This window comes from Mesorhizobium sp. P160187, assembly GCF_057766425.1.
Genome location: NZ_JBYMDX010000003.1, coordinates 1,914,752 through 1,934,390, shown reverse-complemented (window position 1 = coordinate 1,934,390; position 19,639 = coordinate 1,914,752). Strand labels below are relative to the sequence as shown.

At 62.9% G+C, this 19,639-nt stretch carries 20 protein-coding genes; 10 read left to right on the top strand and 10 right to left on the bottom strand.

Annotated elements, in window-relative coordinates; translation table 11 throughout:
* Positions 1 to 219 precede the first annotated feature (219 nt).
* Positions 220 to 1,350 carry a molecular chaperone DnaJ gene (gene dnaJ, locus AC3CCE_RS12830; RefSeq protein WP_352510678.1) on the top strand — a complete coding sequence of 377 codons (1,131 nt, stop codon included), beginning with the start codon at positions 220 to 222 and terminating at the stop codon, positions 1,348 to 1,350.
* 117 nt (positions 1,351 to 1,467) lie between these two features.
* Positions 1,468 to 2,073, top strand: a complete 606-nt coding sequence (gene pmtA / locus AC3CCE_RS12825; RefSeq protein WP_023681321.1) for a phospholipid N-methyltransferase PmtA — start codon at positions 1,468 to 1,470, stop codon at positions 2,071 to 2,073.
* 97 nt (positions 2,074 to 2,170) lie between these two features.
* On the opposite strand, the gene AC3CCE_RS12820 is transcribed toward pmtA, so the two are convergent.
* Positions 2,171 to 3,079 carry a LysR family transcriptional regulator gene (locus AC3CCE_RS12820; protein ID WP_352625147.1) on the bottom strand — a complete coding sequence of 303 codons (909 nt, stop codon included), beginning with the start codon at positions 3,077 to 3,079 and terminating at the stop codon, positions 2,171 to 2,173.
* 122 nt (positions 3,080 to 3,201) lie between these two features.
* On the opposite strand from AC3CCE_RS12820, the gene AC3CCE_RS12815 reads away from it, so the two are divergent.
* The 4 genes from AC3CCE_RS12815 to AC3CCE_RS12800 all read left to right on the top strand — a co-directional run bounded on the left by AC3CCE_RS12815 (position 3,202) and on the right by AC3CCE_RS12800 (position 5,542).
* Positions 3,202 to 3,813 carry a LysE family translocator gene (locus tag AC3CCE_RS12815; protein ID WP_352625149.1) on the top strand — a complete coding sequence of 204 codons (612 nt, stop codon included), beginning with the start codon at positions 3,202 to 3,204 and terminating at the stop codon, positions 3,811 to 3,813.
* A gap of 121 nt (positions 3,814 to 3,934) precedes the next feature.
* The gene (locus AC3CCE_RS12810) at positions 3,935 to 4,531 is read left to right on the top strand and encodes an NADPH-dependent FMN reductase (RefSeq protein ID WP_352625151.1); all 597 of its coding nucleotides are present in this window, start codon (positions 3,935 to 3,937) and stop codon (positions 4,529 to 4,531) included.
* Positions 4,528 to 5,241: an orotidine-5'-phosphate decarboxylase gene (gene pyrF, locus AC3CCE_RS12805; protein ID WP_488377146.1), complete on the top strand. Its 714-nt coding sequence runs from the start codon at positions 4,528 to 4,530 to the stop codon at positions 5,239 to 5,241. Before AC3CCE_RS12810 ends, pyrF begins: the two co-directional genes overlap by 4 nt.
* Before the next feature lie 13 nt (positions 5,242 to 5,254).
* Entirely contained in the window at positions 5,255 to 5,542 is a 288-nt protein-coding gene (locus AC3CCE_RS12800) for a DUF1330 domain-containing protein (protein WP_023681317.1), read from the top strand.
* A gap of 67 nt (positions 5,543 to 5,609) precedes the next feature.
* Here AC3CCE_RS12800 and AC3CCE_RS12795 read toward each other — a convergent pair whose 3' ends face one another.
* The 8 genes from AC3CCE_RS12795 to AC3CCE_RS12760 all read right to left on the bottom strand — a co-directional run bounded on the left by AC3CCE_RS12795 (position 5,610) and on the right by AC3CCE_RS12760 (position 14,479).
* Positions 5,610 to 6,548: a low temperature requirement protein A gene (locus AC3CCE_RS12795; protein ID WP_352625154.1), complete on the bottom strand. Its 939-nt coding sequence runs from the start codon at positions 6,546 to 6,548 to the stop codon at positions 5,610 to 5,612.
* A 90-nt stretch (positions 6,549 to 6,638) separates the two neighbouring features.
* Positions 6,639 to 7,700, bottom strand: coding sequence for a D-alanine--D-alanine ligase family protein (locus AC3CCE_RS12790; protein WP_352625156.1), 1,062 nt, complete (start codon positions 7,698 to 7,700; stop codon positions 6,639 to 6,641).
* A gap of 103 nt (positions 7,701 to 7,803) precedes the next feature.
* A complete protein-coding gene (locus tag AC3CCE_RS12785; protein ID WP_352625158.1) occupies positions 7,804 to 8,679 on the bottom strand; it encodes an SMP-30/gluconolactonase/LRE family protein in 876 nt (291 codons plus the stop codon).
* Entirely contained in the window at positions 8,679 to 9,320 is a 642-nt protein-coding gene (locus AC3CCE_RS12780) for a 2-dehydro-3-deoxy-6-phosphogalactonate aldolase (RefSeq protein WP_352625160.1), read from the bottom strand. The genes AC3CCE_RS12785 and AC3CCE_RS12780 overlap by 1 nt, the downstream gene beginning before the upstream one ends.
* Before the next feature lie 22 nt (positions 9,321 to 9,342).
* Positions 9,343 to 10,287, bottom strand: coding sequence for a 2-dehydro-3-deoxygalactonokinase (locus tag AC3CCE_RS12775; protein ID WP_352519108.1), 945 nt, complete (start codon positions 10,285 to 10,287; stop codon positions 9,343 to 9,345).
* 5 nt (positions 10,288 to 10,292) lie between these two features.
* Positions 10,293 to 11,060, bottom strand: a complete 768-nt coding sequence (locus tag AC3CCE_RS12770; protein ID WP_023741333.1) for an SDR family NAD(P)-dependent oxidoreductase — start codon at positions 11,058 to 11,060, stop codon at positions 10,293 to 10,295.
* A gap of 169 nt (positions 11,061 to 11,229) precedes the next feature.
* Positions 11,230 to 12,579: a putative bifunctional diguanylate cyclase/phosphodiesterase gene (locus AC3CCE_RS12765; RefSeq protein ID WP_023681311.1), complete on the bottom strand. Its 1,350-nt coding sequence runs from the start codon at positions 12,577 to 12,579 to the stop codon at positions 11,230 to 11,232.
* Positions 12,580 to 12,679: 100 nt separating this feature from the next.
* Positions 12,680 to 14,479 carry a GtrA family protein gene (locus AC3CCE_RS12760; protein WP_352625163.1) on the bottom strand — a complete coding sequence of 600 codons (1,800 nt, stop codon included), beginning with the start codon at positions 14,477 to 14,479 and terminating at the stop codon, positions 12,680 to 12,682.
* A 124-nt stretch (positions 14,480 to 14,603) separates the two neighbouring features.
* On the opposite strand from AC3CCE_RS12760, the gene AC3CCE_RS12755 reads away from it, so the two are divergent.
* From AC3CCE_RS12755 to gshB, 3 genes are all read left to right on the top strand, one after another.
* Positions 14,604 to 15,608, top strand: coding sequence for a glycosyltransferase (locus AC3CCE_RS12755; RefSeq protein ID WP_023710382.1), 1,005 nt, complete (start codon positions 14,604 to 14,606; stop codon positions 15,606 to 15,608).
* A 4-nt stretch (positions 15,609 to 15,612) separates the two neighbouring features.
* The gene (locus AC3CCE_RS12750) at positions 15,613 to 15,987 is read left to right on the top strand and encodes a GtrA family protein (protein ID WP_023752355.1); all 375 of its coding nucleotides are present in this window, start codon (positions 15,613 to 15,615) and stop codon (positions 15,985 to 15,987) included.
* Between the two features lie 135 nt (positions 15,988 to 16,122).
* Entirely contained in the window at positions 16,123 to 17,076 is a 954-nt protein-coding gene (gene gshB / locus AC3CCE_RS12745) for a glutathione synthase (protein WP_023741337.1), read from the top strand.
* Positions 17,077 to 17,168: 92 nt separating this feature from the next.
* On the opposite strand, the gene AC3CCE_RS12740 is transcribed toward gshB, so the two are convergent.
* Positions 17,169 to 18,242: a glycosyltransferase family 2 protein gene (locus AC3CCE_RS12740; protein ID WP_023673180.1), complete on the bottom strand. Its 1,074-nt coding sequence runs from the start codon at positions 18,240 to 18,242 to the stop codon at positions 17,169 to 17,171.
* A gap of 184 nt (positions 18,243 to 18,426) precedes the next feature.
* Between AC3CCE_RS12740 and AC3CCE_RS12735 the strand changes: the two genes are divergently transcribed.
* Positions 18,427 to 19,491: a glycosyltransferase gene (locus tag AC3CCE_RS12735; protein ID WP_155923791.1), complete on the top strand. Its 1,065-nt coding sequence runs from the start codon at positions 18,427 to 18,429 to the stop codon at positions 19,489 to 19,491.
* The last annotated feature ends 148 nt before the right edge of the window (positions 19,492 to 19,639 follow it).

Sequence of the window (19,639 nt, the reverse complement as noted above, 5' to 3'; positions counted from 1 at the left end):
CCGGTTGACGGCAAATAAAGCGGAAAGCCCGGCGCAAAGCCGGGCTTTTTTGCAACCCTCGCTGAAAAAGTGCGGGCCTTGCCGAAAAAGTCACTGAAAAACACAGGCACAAGCGCGCCGGCCCTAGCATCCGGGCAGCACCGCTCCTAAATCGAGACAACGTGCCGGCAAACGACGCAACATGCATCAAGACGTTGAGCATCCGGACTGCGGGAAAAGATGAAAGCTGATTTCTACGAGACGCTGGGCGTGCAGAAGGGCGCCGACGAGAAGGAGCTCAAGAGCGCTTTCCGCAAGCTGGCCATGCAGTTCCATCCCGACCGCAATCCCGGCGATCACTCATGCGAGCATAAGTTCAAGGAAATCAACGAAGCCTACGAAACGCTGAAGGACCCGCAGAAGCGCGCGGCCTATGACCGTTTCGGTCACGCCGCCTTCGAGCAGGGCGGCATGAATGGCGGCGCGCAAGGTTTTGGCGCCGGCGGCTTCGCCGACATTTTCGAAGATATTTTCGGCGACATGATGGGCGGGCGCCAGCGCCGCTCGTCGGGCGGCCGCGAACGCGGCGCCGATTTGCGCTACAATATGGAAATCACGCTGGAAGAAGCGTTTGCCGGCAAGACCGCGCAAATCCGCGTGCCGGCCTCGATCTCATGCACGGAATGCTCCGGGACCGGCGCCAAGCCCGGCACCCAGCCGGTGACCTGCTCGATGTGCCATGGCCACGGCAAGGTACGGGCGACGCAAGGCTTCTTCTCGATCGAGCGTACCTGCCCGCAATGCCAAGGCCGCGGCCAGACGATCAAGGACCCGTGCCCGAAATGCGCCGGCCAGGGCCGCGTCACCGAGGAACGCTCGCTGTCGGTCAATATCCCGGCCGGCATCGAGGACGGCACCCGCATCCGGCTTGCCAATGAGGGCGAGGCGGGCCTGCGCAGCGGCCCATCGGGCGACCTCTATATTTTCCTGGCGGTGAAGCCGCATGAATTCTTCCAGCGCGACGGCGCCGATCTCTACTGCAAGGTGCCGATATCGATGACGACGGCCGCCCTTGGCGGCTCGTTCGAGGTGACGACGCTGGACGGCAGTCAGACCAAGGTGAAAGTGACCGAAGGCACGCAGAACGGCCGCCAGTTCCGCCTCAAGGGCAAGGGCATGCCGGTGCTGCGCCAGCCCAATGTCGGGGACCTCTATATCCAGACCGCGGTCGAAACGCCGCAAAATCTGTCGCGCCGCCAGCGCGAGTTGCTGGAAGAGTTCGAGCAGCTGTCGTCGAAGGATAATTCGCCCCAGTCGAGCGGCTTTTTCGCCCGCATGAAGGACTTTTTCGAATCCTTCGGCGAGCACTGAACCCAAACTAAGGCCGCCACGCTTCCCGAACGTCATCAACATCTTATGCCAGATCGCGCCTTGCCTTGGACCTGTTAGCTGCTAAGTAGCGTTCGGGGAGTGTTGAGGAGAACTTGCATGGCACGTGGTCCGGGATTGCGGAAGGCGCTGGCGGAAAAGTTCGACGACGAACTCAAATTCTTCAAAGGCTGGATCGACAAGCCGAAGTCGGTCGGTTCGATCGTGCCGACAAGCTCCGTCACCGCCCGCAAGATGGCTTCCATCGTCAATCCGAAGTCCGGCCTGCCGGTGCTTGAAGTCGGCCCCGGCACAGGCGTCATCACGCGTGCAATCCTCGCCCAGGGCGTTAAGCCCGAAAACCTCTACGCGGTCGAATATTCCACCGATTTCGTGCGCCATCTGCGCCAGCTCTATCCCGGCGTCAACGTCATCGAGGGCGATGCCTTCAATCTCAACGCCACGCTTGGCGAGAAGAGCGGGATGGTTTTCGATTCCGTCGTCTCCGGCGTGCCGCTGCTCAATTTTCCGGTCGCACAGCGGATCGCCTATATTGAAAGCCTGCTAGACCGCATCCCGGTTGGACGGCCGATCGTGCAGCTGACCTATGGGCCGTTGTCGCCGATCCCGCCCGGCCGCGGCAATTACACGGTCAAGCATTTCGACTTCATCTTCCGCAACATCCCGCCGACGCAGCTGTGGATCTACCGGCGGGAAGCGCATTAGCTTGGTATCGAGGGCGGGAGAAGTCTCTGGCGCCTTGTAGAGGATCGACGTTTCCCGAAGGAAGCTCGATTGAAGGGTCGATCCACATCCTTGACTGTTATCCGCCTCGCAAACTCGTGGCGACCTCTCTGATCGCCGCGCACATGGCCCGCACGGCCGTTGCTTCGGCGCTGCTGGAGAGCAGAAGCAGCAGAGGCCGACGCGCACGCGGCTCAAGAGGACGCCTCGCGACGGTTCGCTGCCAATCGGCCGGAAACGCAAGGCCTGGCGCAATCGACAAACCGCGCCCGGCCCCAACCAGAGCAAGCAGCGCCGCCATATCGCTCGCCGACAGGATGACAACTGGCGCAACGCCAAAATCCTGGAACAATTCGGCAAGCATTGGTCCGCAGCCGCCGCTCGACATGATGAATGGCTGGCCGTCGAGAGCGCGGATCGGAAATGACCCGCCTTGGACTGAGTTCTTTTGCGATGACGCCACAAAGAGTTCGTCGTCGACAAGTTCCTCGGCTTGGCAATTGCCGGCGATGTAGGACAGTCCAATATCGGCGGCACCGCGATCGACCCACTCCGCCACCTCGGTATCCGTGCCCAAGAGCAGTTCGACAGCAAGCTCCGGGTGCCGGACGGAAGTAATGTTCAACGCATATGGAGCAATCTTTACCGAGGCGCTGCTGACCAGCGCGAGCCGTACTCTGCCTTTGATGGAGTGTTCCCGTAGGCCGACAAGACGGCCTAAAGCATGCAAAGCGGCGCGCGCCGCGTCCAAAGCCGCCTCGCCGGTCGCGGTGAAAGCGACACCGCGCCGATCACGTATGACGAGGGGCGCGCCAACGATCTCCTCCAGCGCCTTCATTGCATGGCTTATGGCCGATTGAGAAAGACAGAGCCGCTCGGCGGTTTTGGTGAAGCTGCGCGTCTCGCTGAGCGATGTCAGGACGCGCACCATCGTGATGTTGATATTAGCTATGTTCATGGCTGCCGAAATATCTTTCATTTCGCTCATATTAAAGAGCGCTGTAGGTTTTGTGAAGGTGAGGGAAACGACCCTCGAAATCGGCGAGCGGCTTTCCTGGCCTCTCCGGCATGCAGGCGTGCGGTACGACGAGACTGAAACTGGAGTATCGAATGAGCTACCTTCCGCAATTCCTGACCCTTGCTTCGGTCTTCCTGCTCGGCGCCATGAGCCCAGGACCCGATTTTGTAGCCGTGACTTCCCATGCGCTGATCAGCCGTCGCGCGGGGTTCCATGTGGCGCTTGGCATTGCCGCAGCGATCATGGTGTGGGCGGCTCTCGCGATGTGTGGCCTGGGCCTCGTACTGACGCAGATTGCATGGGCTCACCTTGCCGTCCGGATCGCCGGTGCCGTGTATCTCGGTTACCTGGGCAGCAAGATCCTTTTGTCGGCTTGGCAGGCGCGGCCACCGCTGGCCGTCGGTGGCGCAGAGACTACGGCTCCTTGGCGAAGCGGATTCGTTGTCGGAATTAAAAATCCGAAGACGGCCGCGTTCTTCGCGAGCCTGTTCATATCGGTATTGCCGATGCAGGCTCCGATCTGGGTCCAGGCAGTGTCGCTGGCCATAATCGGGCTGGTCGCGATGGCGTGGTTTGGGCTTGTCGCGCTGATGTTCTCCACAAGAAGGGTTCGGTCGGTATATGGCAGCGTCCGCAGGCCGATAGATGCCTTGCTCGGAGTTGCACTCATCGCGCTGAGTGCAAGAATTGCGGTCACCCACTAGCAATAGCCCAGCTGCTCGGCACACCTTCGCGCAGCTTGCCCCCCGATCGTTTCCGTTTTTTGAGCCAGTGCGTTGATTTGCGCAGCCTCTGGCTGTACCTGTCCGGGAACAAGAGTGGCCAATGGCTGTGATCGCGAAAATCCTCGTCTTTGCCGGCTCGGTGCGCAGCGGCGCCTTCAGCGGCAGGACCGCCGATGTGGCGCAGAAGGAGCTGGCCATGCAAGGCGCCGAGGTGACGCGCATTTCGCTGGCCGACTATCCGCTGCCGATCATCGACGAGGACCTCGAAAAGGAAAAAGGCGTTCCCGACAACGCCGTGAAGCTCGGCCGGCTGATCGCCGCCCATGACGGGCTACTGATCGCGACGCCGGAATATAATGGCTCGATCCCGCCACTGCTCAAGAACACGATCGACTGGGTAAGCCGGGTGCGCCTCGATGGCGGCTGGCCGGTGAGGCCATTTGTCGGCAAGGTCGCCGGCCTGTGCTCGTCTTCGAACGGACATTTCGCCGGGATCCGCTGCATCAACCATCTGCGCGCCGTGCTGGTGCGCTGCCAGCTGGAGATGGTGACGCCGGAATGCTCGGTAGCCGATGGCGGCAGTGCCTTCGACGGCGACGGCAATTTCAGGGATGATAGACTGACCAAATCGATGGAGCACCTATGCCGCACGCTGATCGAAACCTCGCGCATGCTGTCGACCCGGACCGGGGCATGATTTCCACAGCCATGCAGGCCCATACCATGAGAGACAGGCTGATCGTCGGCCTCGACGTGCCGACGGTGAAAGAGGCCGAACAGGCGGTGCAGGAGCTCGACGGCGTCGTCTCCTTCTACAAGATCGGCTATCAGCTGGCCTTCGCCGGCGGGCTCGACTTCGCCAGGGAGTTGGCCAGCGGCGGCACGAAAATCTTCCTCGACATGAAGCTGCTCGACATCGACCACACCGTGGCGAAGGGTGTCGAGAACATCGTGCGCATGGGCATGACCATGCTGACCATCCACGCCTATCCCAAGGCGATGCGAGCCGCGGTGGAGGCCGCCAGGGGCAGCAACCTCTGCCTGCTGGCGGTCAGCGTGCTGACCTCGATGGACGAGCAGGACGTGATCGACGCCGGCTATGAATACGACCCGCACACGCTGGTGCTGAGACGCGCCGAACAGGCGCTGCATGCCGGCATGGGCGGCGTCGTCTGCTCGGCCGAGGAGGCGGAAGCGGTGCGCCGCATCGTCGGACCCGACCTGGCGGTGGTGACACCGGGGATACGGCCCAAGGGCAGCGACCATGGCGACCAGAAACGCGTGGTGACGCCCGGCCAGGCGATCCGCAACGGCTCCAGCCATCTCGTGGTCGGCAGGCCGATCGTGGCGGCAAGCGACAGGCGCGCGGCTGCCGAAGCCATACTGGAAGAGATGCGCGCCGCGTAGCGAGGAGAAGAAAATGCCCAAGGGATACTGGATAGCCCGCGTCGATGTGCGCGACGCTGAAGGCTACAAGGACTATGTCGCTGCCGCCAAGCTCGCTTTCGACCGTTTCGACGTGAAGTTCCTTGCCCGTGGCGGTGAGCATGAAAAGGCCGAGGGGCCTGGCCGCGCCCGCAATGTCATTATCGAGTTCGAATCGCTCAGCGCGGCGCATGACTGCTACCACTCGCCGGAATACCAACGCGCCGTCGCCATCCGTCAGAAAGTGGCCGATGGCGAGATCGTGCTGGTCGAGGGTATCTGACGCGCGAAGCTGCTCTGCTCAGTGCGGCGCTTCCTTCTGCGCCAGCACCTCCAGTTGATGGCGGTGCCTAGGCCGCGACATGCAGCCCGGCGCCGGTGGCGACGATGGCCGCCACGATCAGCATCTGGCCATAGCCCCAGACAAAAGAGCGATTGCGGTGCTGGTGCAGCACCGTCCCCGAGGGCAGCATGTAATAGACCCACCACATGCCGAAGGTGAGACCCATTCCGGCAATGCCGATCAAGGCGGCATCGAGGTTCCAGCCCTGCTCCTCGACCACGGCCGACAGCGTCGCCAGCGTGCCGACCACCCCTTCGCCCAGCGCGATGATGGCGAACAGGCTGTAGCGCTCGGCGACGTGATGCGCGTGCCAGGGCGTGCCGCCATCCCGGCGTTCGGCGATGACCGGTCCGGCAAGCTCGATGAGAAGCAGGACCGCGCCGAAAGCCAGGCTCGTCGCCAGCGAGAAATCGACCAGGATCTGCACCACCCAGCCGATCTGGGCGATCGCGATGGCGATGGCATAGGTGAGACAGGCACGCCGCCGCCCAAGGTCCTGCCGCGCCGCGCGCAGCCATTGGAAGATCATGGCGACGCGCATGATGACGTAGCCCAGCACCATGACCGAATTGTTGAGGTGTTCGCCATGCTCGATCGAGGCGAACATGCGCGGCAGGCCGATGGCCAGCACCAGCACGCCGATCATCTGCACCATGGTGACGAGGCGGAAGATCCAATCGTCGGTGTCATAGGCGGAGGAAAACCAGGAGAAATTGATCCACGCCCAGCAGATGGCGAAGCTGGCAAAGCCGAAGCCGATCAGCGCCGCCGCGTAGTTGCCCTCGGCAAGGGCGTGCACCAGTTGCGCGGCGGCAAGGCTGAAGGCGGTGACGAAGGTCAGATCGAACAGCAGCTCGAGCGGCGTGGCGACGCGATGCGCTTCGTGCGGATCGCGCCCGGCCATGCGCCTGATGTGATGGTGGAGGGAGCTTGCTGGTGTGCTCATCGCGCGGCCTTGCCTGAGGACTGTCCCGCGACACTAAAGGTGGAGCTAAAGCCGTCAAGGCGCGGTAGGTCGCGCTGGTCCCTCGACCGTTCAGATCGCCTGTCGGTTCAGTCGGTTCGCCGCCGTCTCGGCAACCGCATCGGCCAGCGTCATGCCCCATTGCATCAGGCAATAGGCGCGGAAATCGAAGCAGGGCAGGCCGGGACAGACCTCGAACTCGATGAGGTGGACATGGTCGTCAGCCTCGACCCTGAAATCGAGGGAAAACACGTCTCGCAGGCCGAGCCCGCTGACCAGCCGCTCGGCGATGCGCCGGATGGTTGCCGCGGCTGCTGGCTGGGTGTCGGCGACCGGCTCCAGCACCGGCTCGCTGTATAGTCCAGCCGCCTTGGCGGCCTCGCCGGTGTCGCCGTAAAGCGCCATCGAGTCCGCCATGGTCTGGAAATCGCCGCCGGAGTCGACGAACGCAATGCCGAGCGCTTCCGCCCCGGCATCCGTGTGCAGCCCAAGGAAGCTGGCGCGGACATTGCGACCGCCGACATAGGGCTGGACGACGACATCGTCGCGATAAGCGGCATAGACCCGCCGGCTAAGCTCCAGCGCATGGGCCAGGTCGTTGCAGCGTGAATCCGGCCAGATGCCTACCTTGGAGCCGAGCCGGTTCGGCTTGACGAACCAGCCGGCTTCCGAAGCTGGCGGGTCGGCCAGCCAGCGGCCGTCGCGGGCCAGGCCTGCCTGCGGCGCCGGCAGGCCGAGCGCGCAAAGCACGGCGCCGGAGCGGAACTTGTCCTGGCAAAGCGCGAACAGCGCATCGTTGGCTCCGATGGTTCTAAGCCCATTCAGCCTGGCAAGTGCGGGCGCTGCAGCACCGCGGAAATAGGCAATGCCGTCGGTCAGCGTCCAGACCAGCGTGGTTGCGGGATCGGCCTTCGCCAGCGCGCTTGCCGCATCGTCGAGTGCAACCGGCATAAAGGCGAGGCCGCGCTTTTCACAAGCGGTCGCCAGTTGATCGAACTCAGGAGCGAGATCGGTCGACTGCGCCAGATAAGACGAGATTTCCAAGGCGCGCTCGGCGGGAAAGCCGTCGGCGACCAGCCTGTCGAAACAGGCCTTTTCCGGCTCATGGACGAGGATCAAGGTCGGGCGCGGCATGGGTCAACGCTTCTCGGTGATGCAGCCACACCATCGCACGGCCAATGCGATCGGCTTGCGCGAAATCGACCCGCGCCCGACGCCTGCACGACAACCGGTACGCTCAGGCGATCAGCACGCGCGGCTCGAAGCGGCCGTTGACGGGGATGTCGAGCAGGAAGGTCATGCCGGCCTGTGGGTCAAGCTTGCGCTGCTTGTCGTCCTTGCCTTTCCAGGCCGAGGTCACCGCCAGCCGATCGGCCTTGGCGCCGACAAAGGCCGGGCACGAGGACTGCCCCGCCGGCGTGGCAATTTCGCGCAACAATGTGCCGTCCGGCGCATAAGCCTTCACCGCCTTGCCGCCCCAGACCGCGTTCCACAGCACGCCGTCGCGGTCGACGACCGAGCCATCGACATAGCCCTTCGACGAGCGATGGTCGACGAACACTTTGGACTCGCCGATCGGCAGACCCGTTGCCGGATCGCAGGCGACGCGCATCAACAGGCCGGTCGCGGTATCGGTGTAGTAGGCGATCGTTCCATCCTGCGAGAAACAGATCGAGTTCGACACGGTGATGCCGGTGTAAAGCGTGCGCAGCTCGCCCTTGAAGAACCAGTAGATGGAGCCGGCGCCCTTCTCCTCACCCTTGCCCATCGTGCCGACCCAGAAGGCGCCACAAGGGTGGACGCGCGAATCGTTGGAGCGGGTCAGCGCATTGTCGGCCTCGATGGCCGTATGCAGCGTCAGCTTGCCGGTCGAGACGTCGCGGACATGCAGGCCAGTCTCGGTGGCGATGAGCTGGCGATTGTCATCGACAATGGCGATGGCGCTGGCCATCTGGCCGAGCTCATGGACTTTCCGCGCGCCGGACGTGACACCCTGCTCCAGCAGCAGGCCGTTGACAATGTCGAACCAGAACAGCGTATCGGTGGCGGGATCGTAGCTCGGCCCCTCGCCGAGCTCGCAGACATGGTCCGAGAAAACCGAAACGTTGTCCATCATGCCGCTCCGCCGAAGGCCGCATCCCAGGCCATTACCGCCGCCCGGGCACGCGTGGCCACCTCGTCGACGCTCATGCCGGGTTTGAACAGGCTGGAGCCAAGACCGAAAGCGGTCACCCCAGCGGCTTTGTAGCCGGCAAAGTCTTTCTCGGAAACGCCGCCGACGGCGCCGACCACGGTATCGGCCGGCAGCACGGCCCGCATCGCCGAAATGCCGCTAGGCCCGAGCACGCTTGCCGGGAAGAATTTGAGCGCCGAAGCCCCAAGCCTAATCGCCTGAAAAGCTTCGGTGGGGGTGAACACGCCTGGCATCGTCACCATGCCATGGTGCATGGCGCGGGCCATGACTTCGGCATCGATGTTGGGGCTGACCAGCAGCCTCCCGCCGGCCTTGGCCAGGGCGTCGACATCGGCTGAAGTCAGCACCGTGCCGGCGCCGACCAGCGTTGTCTTGGGCAATGCGGTGACAATGCTGGCGATCGATGAAAACGGCTCCGGCGAATTGAGCGGCACCTCGATGGCTTCGATGCCGGCGTCAAACAGCGCCTGGCCGATGGCAACCGCCTCGCTGGGTTTGAGGCCGCGCAGAATGGCGACAAGACCACGCTTGAGCTTCGGGAAGGGGGCGGTCTGGGTCACGCTGTCACTCCACTCTGGTGAGTCATTTGGCGATCATGCCATTTTCCCGCGCCGCTTCGATAAGGCCGGCACGCACCGCCTCGTCGGCGTCGACCGTCCTGACGGCAAGCCCTGCAAGGTCGAGCGCCTGGCGGTAGAGGGCTGCTAGCGACCCCGAGGCGACCAGCACGATTGCGGTGGTGCTTTCGCCATAGCGGCGGCCCGCCGAGGCGATCTCGCCGCCGATCAGCAGGCCGGACAGGCAAGCGGCGGCATCGTCGGCCTTGAGGTCCTGCAGCAGGCCGGCGGCGCGGATCGAGAACAGCCGCGAGGTGACATCGCCGCCCTCGGCCAAAGCCTTGCGGCACCATTCCTGGAAGAAGGGATTGTCCGGAATGACCGGCTTCGGGCTCTCGCCCAGCGAATGGCGCAGGATCGAGTGAGTGGCCAGCACCGAAAACAGCTCGCCGGTCGGCCAGGTGCAGAAGCCGTCGACCGCGCCGTCTTCAACCAGAACCCACTTCGAATGGGTGCCGGGCATGCAGACGAGATGGCGACCTTTTGCCGGCAAACCGGCGCCGGCAAGCTGGGTTTCCTCGCCGCGCATTACGTCCGGCGCATCTTCCAGGCGCTGCGCCAGGCCAGGCACGATGCGGATGTCGCGGCTCTGGCCGGGAATGCGGGCGGCCCCCGCGAGGATGGCACTGAGCGGCGCCGGCACGGTGACGTAAGGCGCTTCCAGCCAACCCTGGCGCGAGCCGGCCATGCCGCAGATGATGACCGGCAGTGTGTCAGGTGCGCCGAGCGCCGCCAGATGGCCCTCGAGGATGGTCGAAAAGCCTTTTTGCTGCGCGGTGATCAACCCATCATCGCCGCGACGCTCGGCAAGCACCCCGCCCGCCTCGTCGACCAGCCAGACCCGCATGCGGGTCGTGCCCCAGTCGACGGCGGCGACTGCTGGCGTGCCTTTTGCCGGATTTTGATTCACCGGGCTCACAGGAAACCCCCGTCGACGATCAACATCTGCGCCGTCAGCATACGCGAGGCGTCGGAGGCCAGGAACAGCACCGTGCCGACGATGTCGTCGGGCTGCATGACCTGCTTGATGCATTGCTTGGCGACATGGGCGGCGAGCCTCTCCTCGGTGACCCAGAGTTCCCTTTGCCGGTCGGTGATCACCCAGCCCGGCGCAACGGCGTTGACGCGAATGCCGTCGACGCCAAGCTTGCCGGCCAGCCCCTTGGTGAGGCCCAGAATGCCGGCCTTGGCGGCGGTGTAGGCCGGCATATCAGGATGGTTGATCAGATAGGAGGTCGAGGTGAAGTTGATGATCGACCCGCCGCCGGCCCGCTTCATGCCCGGCGCCACCGCCTGTGCGGTGAAGAAATGCGGGCGCAGATTGACGGCGAGATTGTTGTCCCAGAACTCGACGGTAACGTCGGCGACGTCGTGGCGTTCGTCCCAGGCGGCATTGTTGACCAGCACGGTGACGTCGCCATGTGCCTCAGCCGCTTTGGCGGCCGAAGCGCGCAACGCCTCGACGTCGCGCAAATCGGTCTTGAGGTAGAGCGGTCGCCGGCCAAGTTCTTTTTCGACGCGGTCGGCAAGCAGCGTGCTTGGGCCATCGGCGATGTCGATGAAGGCGACATGGGCGCCCTGGCGAACGAAGCCCTCGGTCAGTGCCGCACCAATTCCGGAACCGCCGCCGGTGATCAGCACCGAGGCTCCCCTGAGGTCGGCAAAATCGGCCGATGGCATCATATCTTCATCTCCCGGTCCGGTCGGCGCGCATCCTATCCAGCCAAGTCCGGGGAGCAAGGGCGAAAACGGCGATTTGATTGGCTTATGTCAGACAAAAGGCCGCAAGATGGCGGGCACAGTCGATCTTGGCTCGCACCGCTGACTTGCTCGACGCAGGCAAGACCGCCGGTCAGACTGCCTTGGCGTAGAGGGCGCCGCGATAGGAATCGCGGAGGTAGCCGAGCGTGGCGTCGGCGTCGACCGGTTTGCCGAAGAGATAGCCCTGGCCGCCGGCGCAGCCGAACTGGACGAGGCGGTCGGCCTGCGCCTCCTCCTCGATGCCTTCGGCGACGACATCCATGCCGAGCCCTTCGCACATGGCCAGAATGGCGCGGATGATGTGTTCCGACGGGCGGTCGTCGAGGATCGAGGAGACGAAGGCGCGGTCGATCTTGAGCTTGTCGAAATGGAATTCGCGCAAGCGGCCGAGCGAGGACTGGCCGGTGCCGAAATCATCGAGCGAGACTCGGATGCCGACGCGACGAAGGTCCTCGACGATCTTCTCGGCCGAGGCCGGATCGTTCATCAGGCCGGTTTCGGTGATCTCGATCTCCAGCCGTCGCGGATCGAAGCCGGTGCGGTCGAGGATCGACAATATGTGCAGGCCAGTGTTCTGGTCGACGAGCTGCGAGGGCGACAGGTTGAAGGACAGGAACAGGTCCTTCGGCCAGCTGCGCGCCGCTTCGGTCGCCTTGCGCAGCACCAGCTGCGACAGCGGGCCGATGATGCCGCGCTCTTCGGCGATCGGGATGAACACGGTCGGCGGCACCACGCCGAGGTCGCGATCGGTCCAGCGCGCCAGCGTCTCGAAGCCGATGGTGCGGCGGGTGGTCAAATCGACGATGGGCTGGAAATGCGGTTCGACCTCACCGGCCGAGACGGCACGGCGCAGCGCCTGTTCGATGCGGGTGACGCGCTTGGCCGCCTCTTCCATTTCGCGGGTGTAGACGACGACGCGGCCACGGCCCGAACGCTTGGCGTGGTAGAGCGCCGTTTCGGCCTTGTTGACGAGGATTTCCGTGGTTTCGTCGCCGGAATAAAAGAGCGAGCAGCCGACCGACGCCGAAAGCCTGGCGGTGCGTTCGCCGACATCGTAGGGCGCCGACAGGATTTCGATCATCATGCGCGACTTCTCGGCCGCCGCTTCCTCCGAGAACACCATCGGATACAGGAAGGCGAATTCGTCGGCGCCGATGCGGCAAACGGTGGAGTGACTGTCCATCGAAGCACGCAGCCGCATCGCCACCTGGATCAATATGTCGTCGCCGGCCTTGTGGCCGAACAAATCGTTGATCGGCTTGAACCCATCGAGGTCGAGAATGCCGACGGTAAACGGCGCGGGGTCGTCGGCGCGGTCGCTGATCAGGCGATCGACCTTGTCGAAGAAGCGCCGATGGTTGCCAAGCCCGGTCAGCGCATCCGTGAACGCCAGATCCGAGTTTTCCCTGCTTGCCTGCCCGGTGCCAAACGTCGTTTGCATCGGTATCCCTGTTTGTGACGCCCGAAATTTAGGCTGAGACTGGCAGCAAAGCGTTTAGGAAGCGTATCGCGAAATCGATTTTTCGCTGGCGAATGATGCTTTAGCGGACGCGGTAGAGTTCGACCGGGTCTCCGCGCGTTTCGGCCACCGGTTCGAGCCAATCGGGGACGCTTCCCTGCATAATCCCGGCCAGGAAGCCTTGCGGCGCCTTGGCGGCGAGCACCTTGCTTTCGGCGCTGCCGCGGCAGAGCGCCACCAGGCCGACGTGATGAGCCGCCGCGATCGTCCCCGCCTCGTCCGCCGATCCGAGGAAGGCATCGAGCGCAAGCAGGTCGCCGGCGATGTTGCGATGATAGGGGCCGGCAAAGACGCGGTGCCCGGAATAGGCCAGGATGGGCGAGCCAAGATTGGAAATGGCAAGCACCGTGGTGTCCGGCAGCCGGGCCAACGCCGCGAAGGAGGCCTTGCGCTCGCAGGACGGATCGCTGTCGGTGTCCTGTGCCTCGACCGAGACCTTGCTGGCCTCGAATACGCTCGACGTCGCGGCGGCAGCGCCGGCCCAGACGGCATTCGCCGACACCAGCCAGACCGCCGCCATGCGCAGCGATACGCTGCGCGCAGGGCTGATCCTCGCCCGTTCGCGCCAGCTTGCGATCCAGGCCGACAGCGGGATGACGGCAAAGGCGATCGAGAATGTCGAGCCGCGGACCTGCCAGGCGCTGACGATGAAGGCGCCGACCAGCAAGGCGCCGACGAGGCTGTCCTGGCGGCGCCATGGTCCGCGCAGGCGGAGCGCCATCAGCGCGATCGCCACCAGCGGCGTGACATAGCGCGCCGCCAGCGACGCCGGCGCATTGACGGCAATACTGAACAGCGACTGCGCCTCGTCGATGTGATCGAGCCACAATTCCTTGAGGCGCGGATCGAGGTTTGCGTAGGGAGCCGCAAGGCATTGCGGAAACAGCGCCACGATGACGGCGCCCAGCACAAGCGCGAGCAGGCTAAGCGAGATCAGGCGGCGGCTGGCCGTGCCATTGGACACCGTGAGCGACGTCACGGCGGCAAGCCCCAGTCCGGCGATTGCCGCCACCACGAACTGCACAGCCGAGAAGGCATCGCACTGCGGCTGGCCCATGGCCGATGGCGGGATGGTGGTGACGAAGACGAGGGCTGAAACCCCGGCAAAGCCGAGACCGAAATCCCTGGCGATCCGGCGTTCGCCGCCGGGATCGACGACGAACAGCAAGGCGATGCAGGCGCCGATGGTGGCGACATAGGGCGCGGTTTCCATGCCGACGGCCAGCGTCAGGGCCGCACACAGCCCGGAAATCAGCGCCGCCCAGCGACGCGCCGGCGCCTTGAGCAGCAGGCTGAGGCTGGCCATGGTCAGCGTCAGCTGGACATTGTGATGATCGAGCGCACCCGGCAAGAAAATGCCGATGAAATGCAGCGCCGCCGCGCCGATGACGATAGCGGGCAGCACGGCGCCAACGCCGGCGAAGCTGCGTGCCGCACGGGCTGTAAAAAACACCGCCAGGCAAAACAGCAGCGACGGCCACAGCACCTGTGCGATCGCTTCGGCCATGGCCATGCTGCCGGTCAGCGCCGAGGCGGCGAGGATGATGACGGCGAGCGGTGCGTCGACCAGCCGCGACCAGTGCATGACGAAACCGCCTTCCGGCCCCATCCTGTACTGATGCAGGTCGAACCAGCCCTGGCCGGCCAGCATGTCGCGAACCTCGACCAGCCGCAGCAGGCTGTCATTGTCGCCGCCGGCATTGCTCAATTCGCGAAAGCCCGTGGCGGCATTGACCGCCAGCACCACCAGCATGGCAAGCAGCGCCAGCGTCATATCGGACTTCCAGGAGGAAGCACCCGCCTTGGCTGCGTTCATCATCATGACCTTCGTCGGAAAGACTGCGGCCTTAAACCTAGCCTTAACAGCTTCAATAAATAGTAAAGTCGCCTGAGCGAGGCCGCATATGAGCGCGGCCGGAGGCTCCGCCGGGTGTCGGGAGACGGAAATGCCGCACGAAGTCCGCCATGAGCCGGCCATTGCCGTGCTCCTGCCTTGCTACAATGAGGAACTGACCATCGCCGAGGTGGTGCGGCGCTTTCGCGAGACGCTGCCATCGGCCGAGATCTATGTCTATGACAACAATTCCAGGGATTTGACCGCGCTCAAGGCCCGCGCAGCGGGCGCCATCGTCGTCCGCGAGCCGCGCCAGGGCAAGGGCAATGTCGTGCGGCGCATGTTCGCCGACATCGATGCGGACATCTATCTGATGGCCGATGGCGACGGCACCTATGCGCCGGAAGATGCCTCGCTGCTGATCAACATCCTGCAGACCGAGCGCTGCGACATGGTGGTTGGCACCAGGCGCGGCGTCACCGACGATGCCGGCCGTTCCGGCCATGCCTTCGGCAACCGCATCTTCAACAGCCTCTACAAGCGGCTGTTCGGCGCCGACTTCACCGACATCTTCTCCGGCTACCGCGTCTTCTCGAGGCGTTTCGTCAAGAGCTTTCCCGCGGTTTCCGGCGGCTTCGAGATCGAGACCGAAATGTCGGTGCATGCCTCGCAGCTCAAACTGCCGGTGAGCGAGATCGCGCTCGATTATGGCCGCCGGCCTGAGGGATCGTCGTCGAAGCTGTCGACCTATCGCGACGGCGCCAGGATCCTGTGGATGTTCGCCATGCTGATGAAGGAAACGCAGCCGCTGCGCTTCTTCGGCGCTTTCGCGATTTTCTTCCTGGCGTCGAGCCTTGCCCTGATGACGCCGGTGCTGATCGAATTCGCCCAGACCGGCCTCGTGCCGCGCATGCCGACCTGGGTTCTGTCGGTCGGCCTGCTGCTGCTCTCGATGCTTGCGATGGTGACCGGACTGATCCTCGATTCGGTATCGCGCGGACGCGCCGAGCAGAAACGCATTTTCTATCTCTCGGTTCCGTCGGGCCGGGTCGAACGGCGCGAACGCACTGGTGAAATCCCGAAGGCCGAACCGGGCAAGACGCCCCGGGCCGCCTGAGGCCGTGAGCCGGCTCGCCCGCTTCGTCCTTGCCGGTGGCGTTGGTTTCGTCGCCGATGCCGCCGCACTCTGGCTGCTTTTGGCGGTGACGCCGCTCGGTCCCTTCGTCGCCCGCGTGCTGTCGATCGGCTTTGCGCTCTGCGTCACCTGGCAGATCAACCGGCACCTGACCTTTTCACCATCGAGCCGCGGCGTGGCTAGCGAGGGTGCGCGCTATGGCGGCGTCGGCATCGCCACCAGCATCGTCAACTATCTCGTCTACTGCGCCATCCTGTTCGCGCTGCCGGCAATGCCGCCGCTGGCGGCACTTGCGATCGCCTCGCTGGTAGCGATGGCGCTGTCGTTCCTCGGTTACTCCCGGCTGGTCTTCGACCGTTAGGGGGTCTGGGCCAAGCAAGCGCGATTGGCAGAAGCCGCCAAGTTCCGTATATCGGCGACTTGCCTTGCCGCAATTCCGGACGGAAAACCGCTACGCACTTTTCCTGGACTTGCTCGACCCGCTGGAGACCAGAAGATGACCCTGAAGATCGCCGTCCAGATGGACCATGTCTCCACCGTCTCGATCGCCGGCGACACGTCGTTTGCGCTGTCGCTGGAGGCGCAGCGGCGCGGGCACCAATTGTTCCACTATACGCCGGACCGGCTGTCGATGCTGGGCGGCAAGGTGTTTGCCCGCATCGAGGAGATGAAGCTCCGCGACGAGAAGGGCAATCATTTTTCGCTGGGCGACAAGGTGCGCACCGACCTGTCGGAGATGGATGTGATCCTGCTGCGCCAGGATCCGCCCTTCGACATGAACTATATCACCACGACGCATATTCTGGAGCGCATCCACCCGAAGACACTGGTCGTCAACGACCCGGCCTGGGTGCGCAACAGTCCGGAAAAGATCTTCGTCACAGAATTCCCCGATCTGATGCCCGAAACGCTGATCACCAAGGATCCCCAGGAGGTCGCCGCCTTCCGCAAGGAGTTCGGCGACATCATCGTCAAGCCGCTCTACGGAAATGGCGGCGCCGGCATCTTCCATCTCAAGGAGGATGACCGCAACCTCGCCTCGCTGCTCGAAATGTTCGCCCAGCTGTCACGTGAGCCCTATATCGTTCAGCGTTATCTCAAGGACGTGCGCAAGGGCGACAAGCGCATCATCCTGATCGACGGCGAAGCGGTCGGCGCCATCAACCGCGTGCCGGCCGACCACGACTCGCGCTCCAACATGCATGTCGGCGGCCGCGCCGAAAAGACCGAGCTGACGGAACGCGAACGCGAGATCTGCGCCCGCATCGGCCCATCGCTGAAAGAGCGCGGCTTCATCCTGGTCGGCATCGACGTGATCGGCGACTACATGACCGAAATCAACGTGACCTCGCCAACCGGCGTGCGCGAAGTGCAGCGCTTTGGTGGCGCGGATATCGCCAGCCTGTTCTGGGACGCGGTGGAGGCGAAGCGGCGGAATTTGGCCGCGTAGTGTGCGTTGCTACGGAGGACTTTGGTGGGTCCAGAGAAGCATCGAAAGATGCTCTTTATCGGGTAAGACTGCCGAGCAAGCGGCTCATCAAATCAAACTATGTCCCGGAAGCGCCGAGGCCTCAGTTTTGGAGGAAGGAGACCGATAAGTCTGGTCTGCAATTTTCGCTGTGGTGTTGCCCAGTCTTTCAGCAGAAAACCCGCATCGGAGTTCTTTTCCAGCAATGCAAAAGCCGCAGACAGTCCGATCAGGTCGACCAAGGTCCTGCGCATTGAGTGGCGGGAGATTAAATGCGCCAGTCCCGGCGCCACTTCGCACCAACGATTGGCCAGTGCCCGCCGTATCGCTATTTCAGTATCAGGCGACATCCTGCCGAGGCCAACTCCGGTACCCAGGATGCGCCCGTCCGCCCAGCCATTGCCGCCGTGAAGCCGATAACTGCCAAGAGCCCGCCCAATCCTCACGGTTCCGCCGATCATATGGGCGGCACGAGCCATATAACCATCGGCACATATCTTTATTTCGTCCGGATCGGATGGACGCATGATTTCAAGCGGAGCTCGACGAAACATCATCCCCGATGTGGTTGACCAAAACCAACCCACGGTACCCCGATCAATAAATAATAATGTCGGGTCAGCTTCGGTGTCGACATGCAGGTAGCCGCTCATTTTCGGCATCGATCGCGGGTCGTTCAGGTGGAATACGGGATGACCGCCCGCAAGCAGGTTGCCGGCCGTATCTATCACCACCTCATCGGAGCTCGACATTGCCGCGATACGGGTTTGGCTGAGATGCGCTCTCACATGGCATTCTATGAAGTCAGGATGCCAAGCATCGTCACCGTCAAGAAAGGAGATCAGGGGCCCGGCTGTCGCGTCAAGCCCGGTCATCATTGCTGTCAACTGCCCGCCATTTTGCAGTCGGGGCAGAAAGCGGAAACGACTGTCGCCAAGCTGGGACAGACACTCTTCAATCCTTCGGCGGGAACCGTCGGTCGAAAAATCATCGACCACCACGCATTCGAACGCAGTGTATGTCTGCGCCGCTACGGATCGGATCGCAGTGTCGATGAATGCCTCTTGATTGAAACAGCCTACGCAAACGGATACGGTTGGTAGCGCGATGTGAGAACCAGCTCCGCTTGGGACGATGTTTTCTTTCAAGAGGCGCTTCTCCGTACACCAGATTTGATCGCCTGAGATATTCCGTCGATCAAATGGCGGTGTTTCTTTGCCAAATTTCTCTCTATCGAAGCGAGTTTTTCTCCGCACTCAAGATCGCAATTGCCGCATGTTGACCCTACAGCACGGGTATCGCCCTCCTACCAAATTCGAGATTGTCAGAGCCATGCTGCGTCATGGCCACAACCTCAGAAAAGGGCACCCTTCCGCGAAGTCGCAACCTGCTCTTCAGGCCAGTTTGCTGTCGGACGATCCGTTCATATCCTATTCGGGAATGTCCGGTACGCCGCTCGGATTAGCAAGTCATATGCCTTTCCGTCCACGCAGCCACCGCGCCTGGTTTCTCATCTCGCCAACCTGGTCCATCGAAAACAGTGCTAGCGTCAAAACCATCCGGACCTATGCCGTTCTGCATAGACTCAAGAACCCCCGTCACTCGCTAATCTTCCTATCCAACACTCAGGCAGAGGCTGATCTGTTGAACCAGTCCGGCGAGGCCGCCGTCCTGCACAACAAGACGTCAACAACCTCCGAACACATATTCAGGCCTCTCGATGACGTCCCTGTAGAATTTGATGCAATCTACAATGCGCAGCTGGCTCCGTGGAAGCGCCATGACTTGTCGCTTGGCATCCAGCGTTGCGCATTTGTCTTCTATCGAGATTCAAGCGGATCCTCCACGACGGAGTCGGAAAGAGCGCGAATAAATCGGCATAGGGAGCTCGCGCCGCATCACGTCTTTATCAACGAGTTTGACGGCACCGGCAAGCCGGTCCGATTGGCACCGGCTCAGGTGAACACGCATCTAAATCGTGCAGCCGTGGGAATCTGTCTCTCTCACCTGGAAGGACCAATGTTCGCCAGCACGGAATATCTTCTCGCGGGCCTTCCAGTGGTCACGACGCCGAACCATGGCGGCCGAGACCTTTATCTGGATGACGACTATTCGCTCACAGTTCCACCCGATCCTCGATCCATCGCGGAGGCTGTCTTAGCGCTGAAGGAGCGACGAATTCCCCGGGATTACATTCGTTCGCAAACTTTGAAACGAATCGAACGAGACCGCGGGCGGTTCATAGACCTTGTAAACGAGATTTTTCTGGAGAGCGGCTCTTCGCGCCGGATCGCCCTGCCTTGGCCTTTCAGATATCCTGTCATGGAGTGGCTTCCACCGCAGGTCGCGATCGATCGATCGCTTTCAGGTTCGGTCGATGCCTTCATCACCGCTTAGAAGCAACACCCTCAGATTGCCGAAGGGCCTAGTCGCCTTGTTAACGCGGTCGAGGAGGCGGAGCAGCCGTTCCATTTGGCTTAACCATCTTCCGTTTTTGCAACCGGCACAGCGCGCTGCAACCACGATCGCATGTTCCTGTAATGTT

Coding starts and splice junctions, on each gene's coding strand:
- AC3CCE_RS12735 (WP_155923791.1), top strand. CDS start 18,427: ATGCTGCGTCATGGCCACAACCTCAGAAAAGGGCACCCTTCCGCGAAG.
- AC3CCE_RS12795 (WP_352625154.1), bottom strand. CDS start 6,548: ATGAGCACACCAGCAAGCTCCCTCCACCATCACATCAGGCGCATGGCC.
- AC3CCE_RS12800 (WP_023681317.1), top strand. CDS start 5,255: ATGCCCAAGGGATACTGGATAGCCCGCGTCGATGTGCGCGACGCTGAA.
- AC3CCE_RS12785 (WP_352625158.1), bottom strand. CDS start 8,679: ATGGACAACGTTTCGGTTTTCTCGGACCATGTCTGCGAGCTCGGCGAG.
- AC3CCE_RS12770 (WP_023741333.1), bottom strand. CDS start 11,060: ATGATGCCATCGGCCGATTTTGCCGACCTCAGGGGAGCCTCGGTGCTG.
- pmtA (WP_023681321.1), top strand. CDS start 1,468: ATGGCACGTGGTCCGGGATTGCGGAAGGCGCTGGCGGAAAAGTTCGAC.
- AC3CCE_RS12765 (WP_023681311.1), bottom strand. CDS start 12,579: ATGCAAACGACGTTTGGCACCGGGCAGGCAAGCAGGGAAAACTCGGAT.
- AC3CCE_RS12755 (WP_023710382.1), top strand. CDS start 14,604: ATGCCGCACGAAGTCCGCCATGAGCCGGCCATTGCCGTGCTCCTGCCT.
- AC3CCE_RS12760 (WP_352625163.1), bottom strand. CDS start 14,479: ATGATGATGAACGCAGCCAAGGCGGGTGCTTCCTCCTGGAAGTCCGAT.
- AC3CCE_RS12815 (WP_352625149.1), top strand. CDS start 3,202: ATGAGCTACCTTCCGCAATTCCTGACCCTTGCTTCGGTCTTCCTGCTC.
- pyrF (WP_488377146.1), top strand. CDS start 4,528: ATGATTTCCACAGCCATGCAGGCCCATACCATGAGAGACAGGCTGATC.
- gshB (WP_023741337.1), top strand. CDS start 16,123: ATGACCCTGAAGATCGCCGTCCAGATGGACCATGTCTCCACCGTCTCG.
- dnaJ (WP_352510678.1), top strand. CDS start 220: ATGAAAGCTGATTTCTACGAGACGCTGGGCGTGCAGAAGGGCGCCGAC.
- AC3CCE_RS12820 (WP_352625147.1), bottom strand. CDS start 3,079: ATGAGCGAAATGAAAGATATTTCGGCAGCCATGAACATAGCTAATATC.
- AC3CCE_RS12810 (WP_352625151.1), top strand. CDS start 3,935: ATGGCTGTGATCGCGAAAATCCTCGTCTTTGCCGGCTCGGTGCGCAGC.
- AC3CCE_RS12790 (WP_352625156.1), bottom strand. CDS start 7,700: ATGCCGCGCCCGACCTTGATCCTCGTCCATGAGCCGGAAAAGGCCTGT.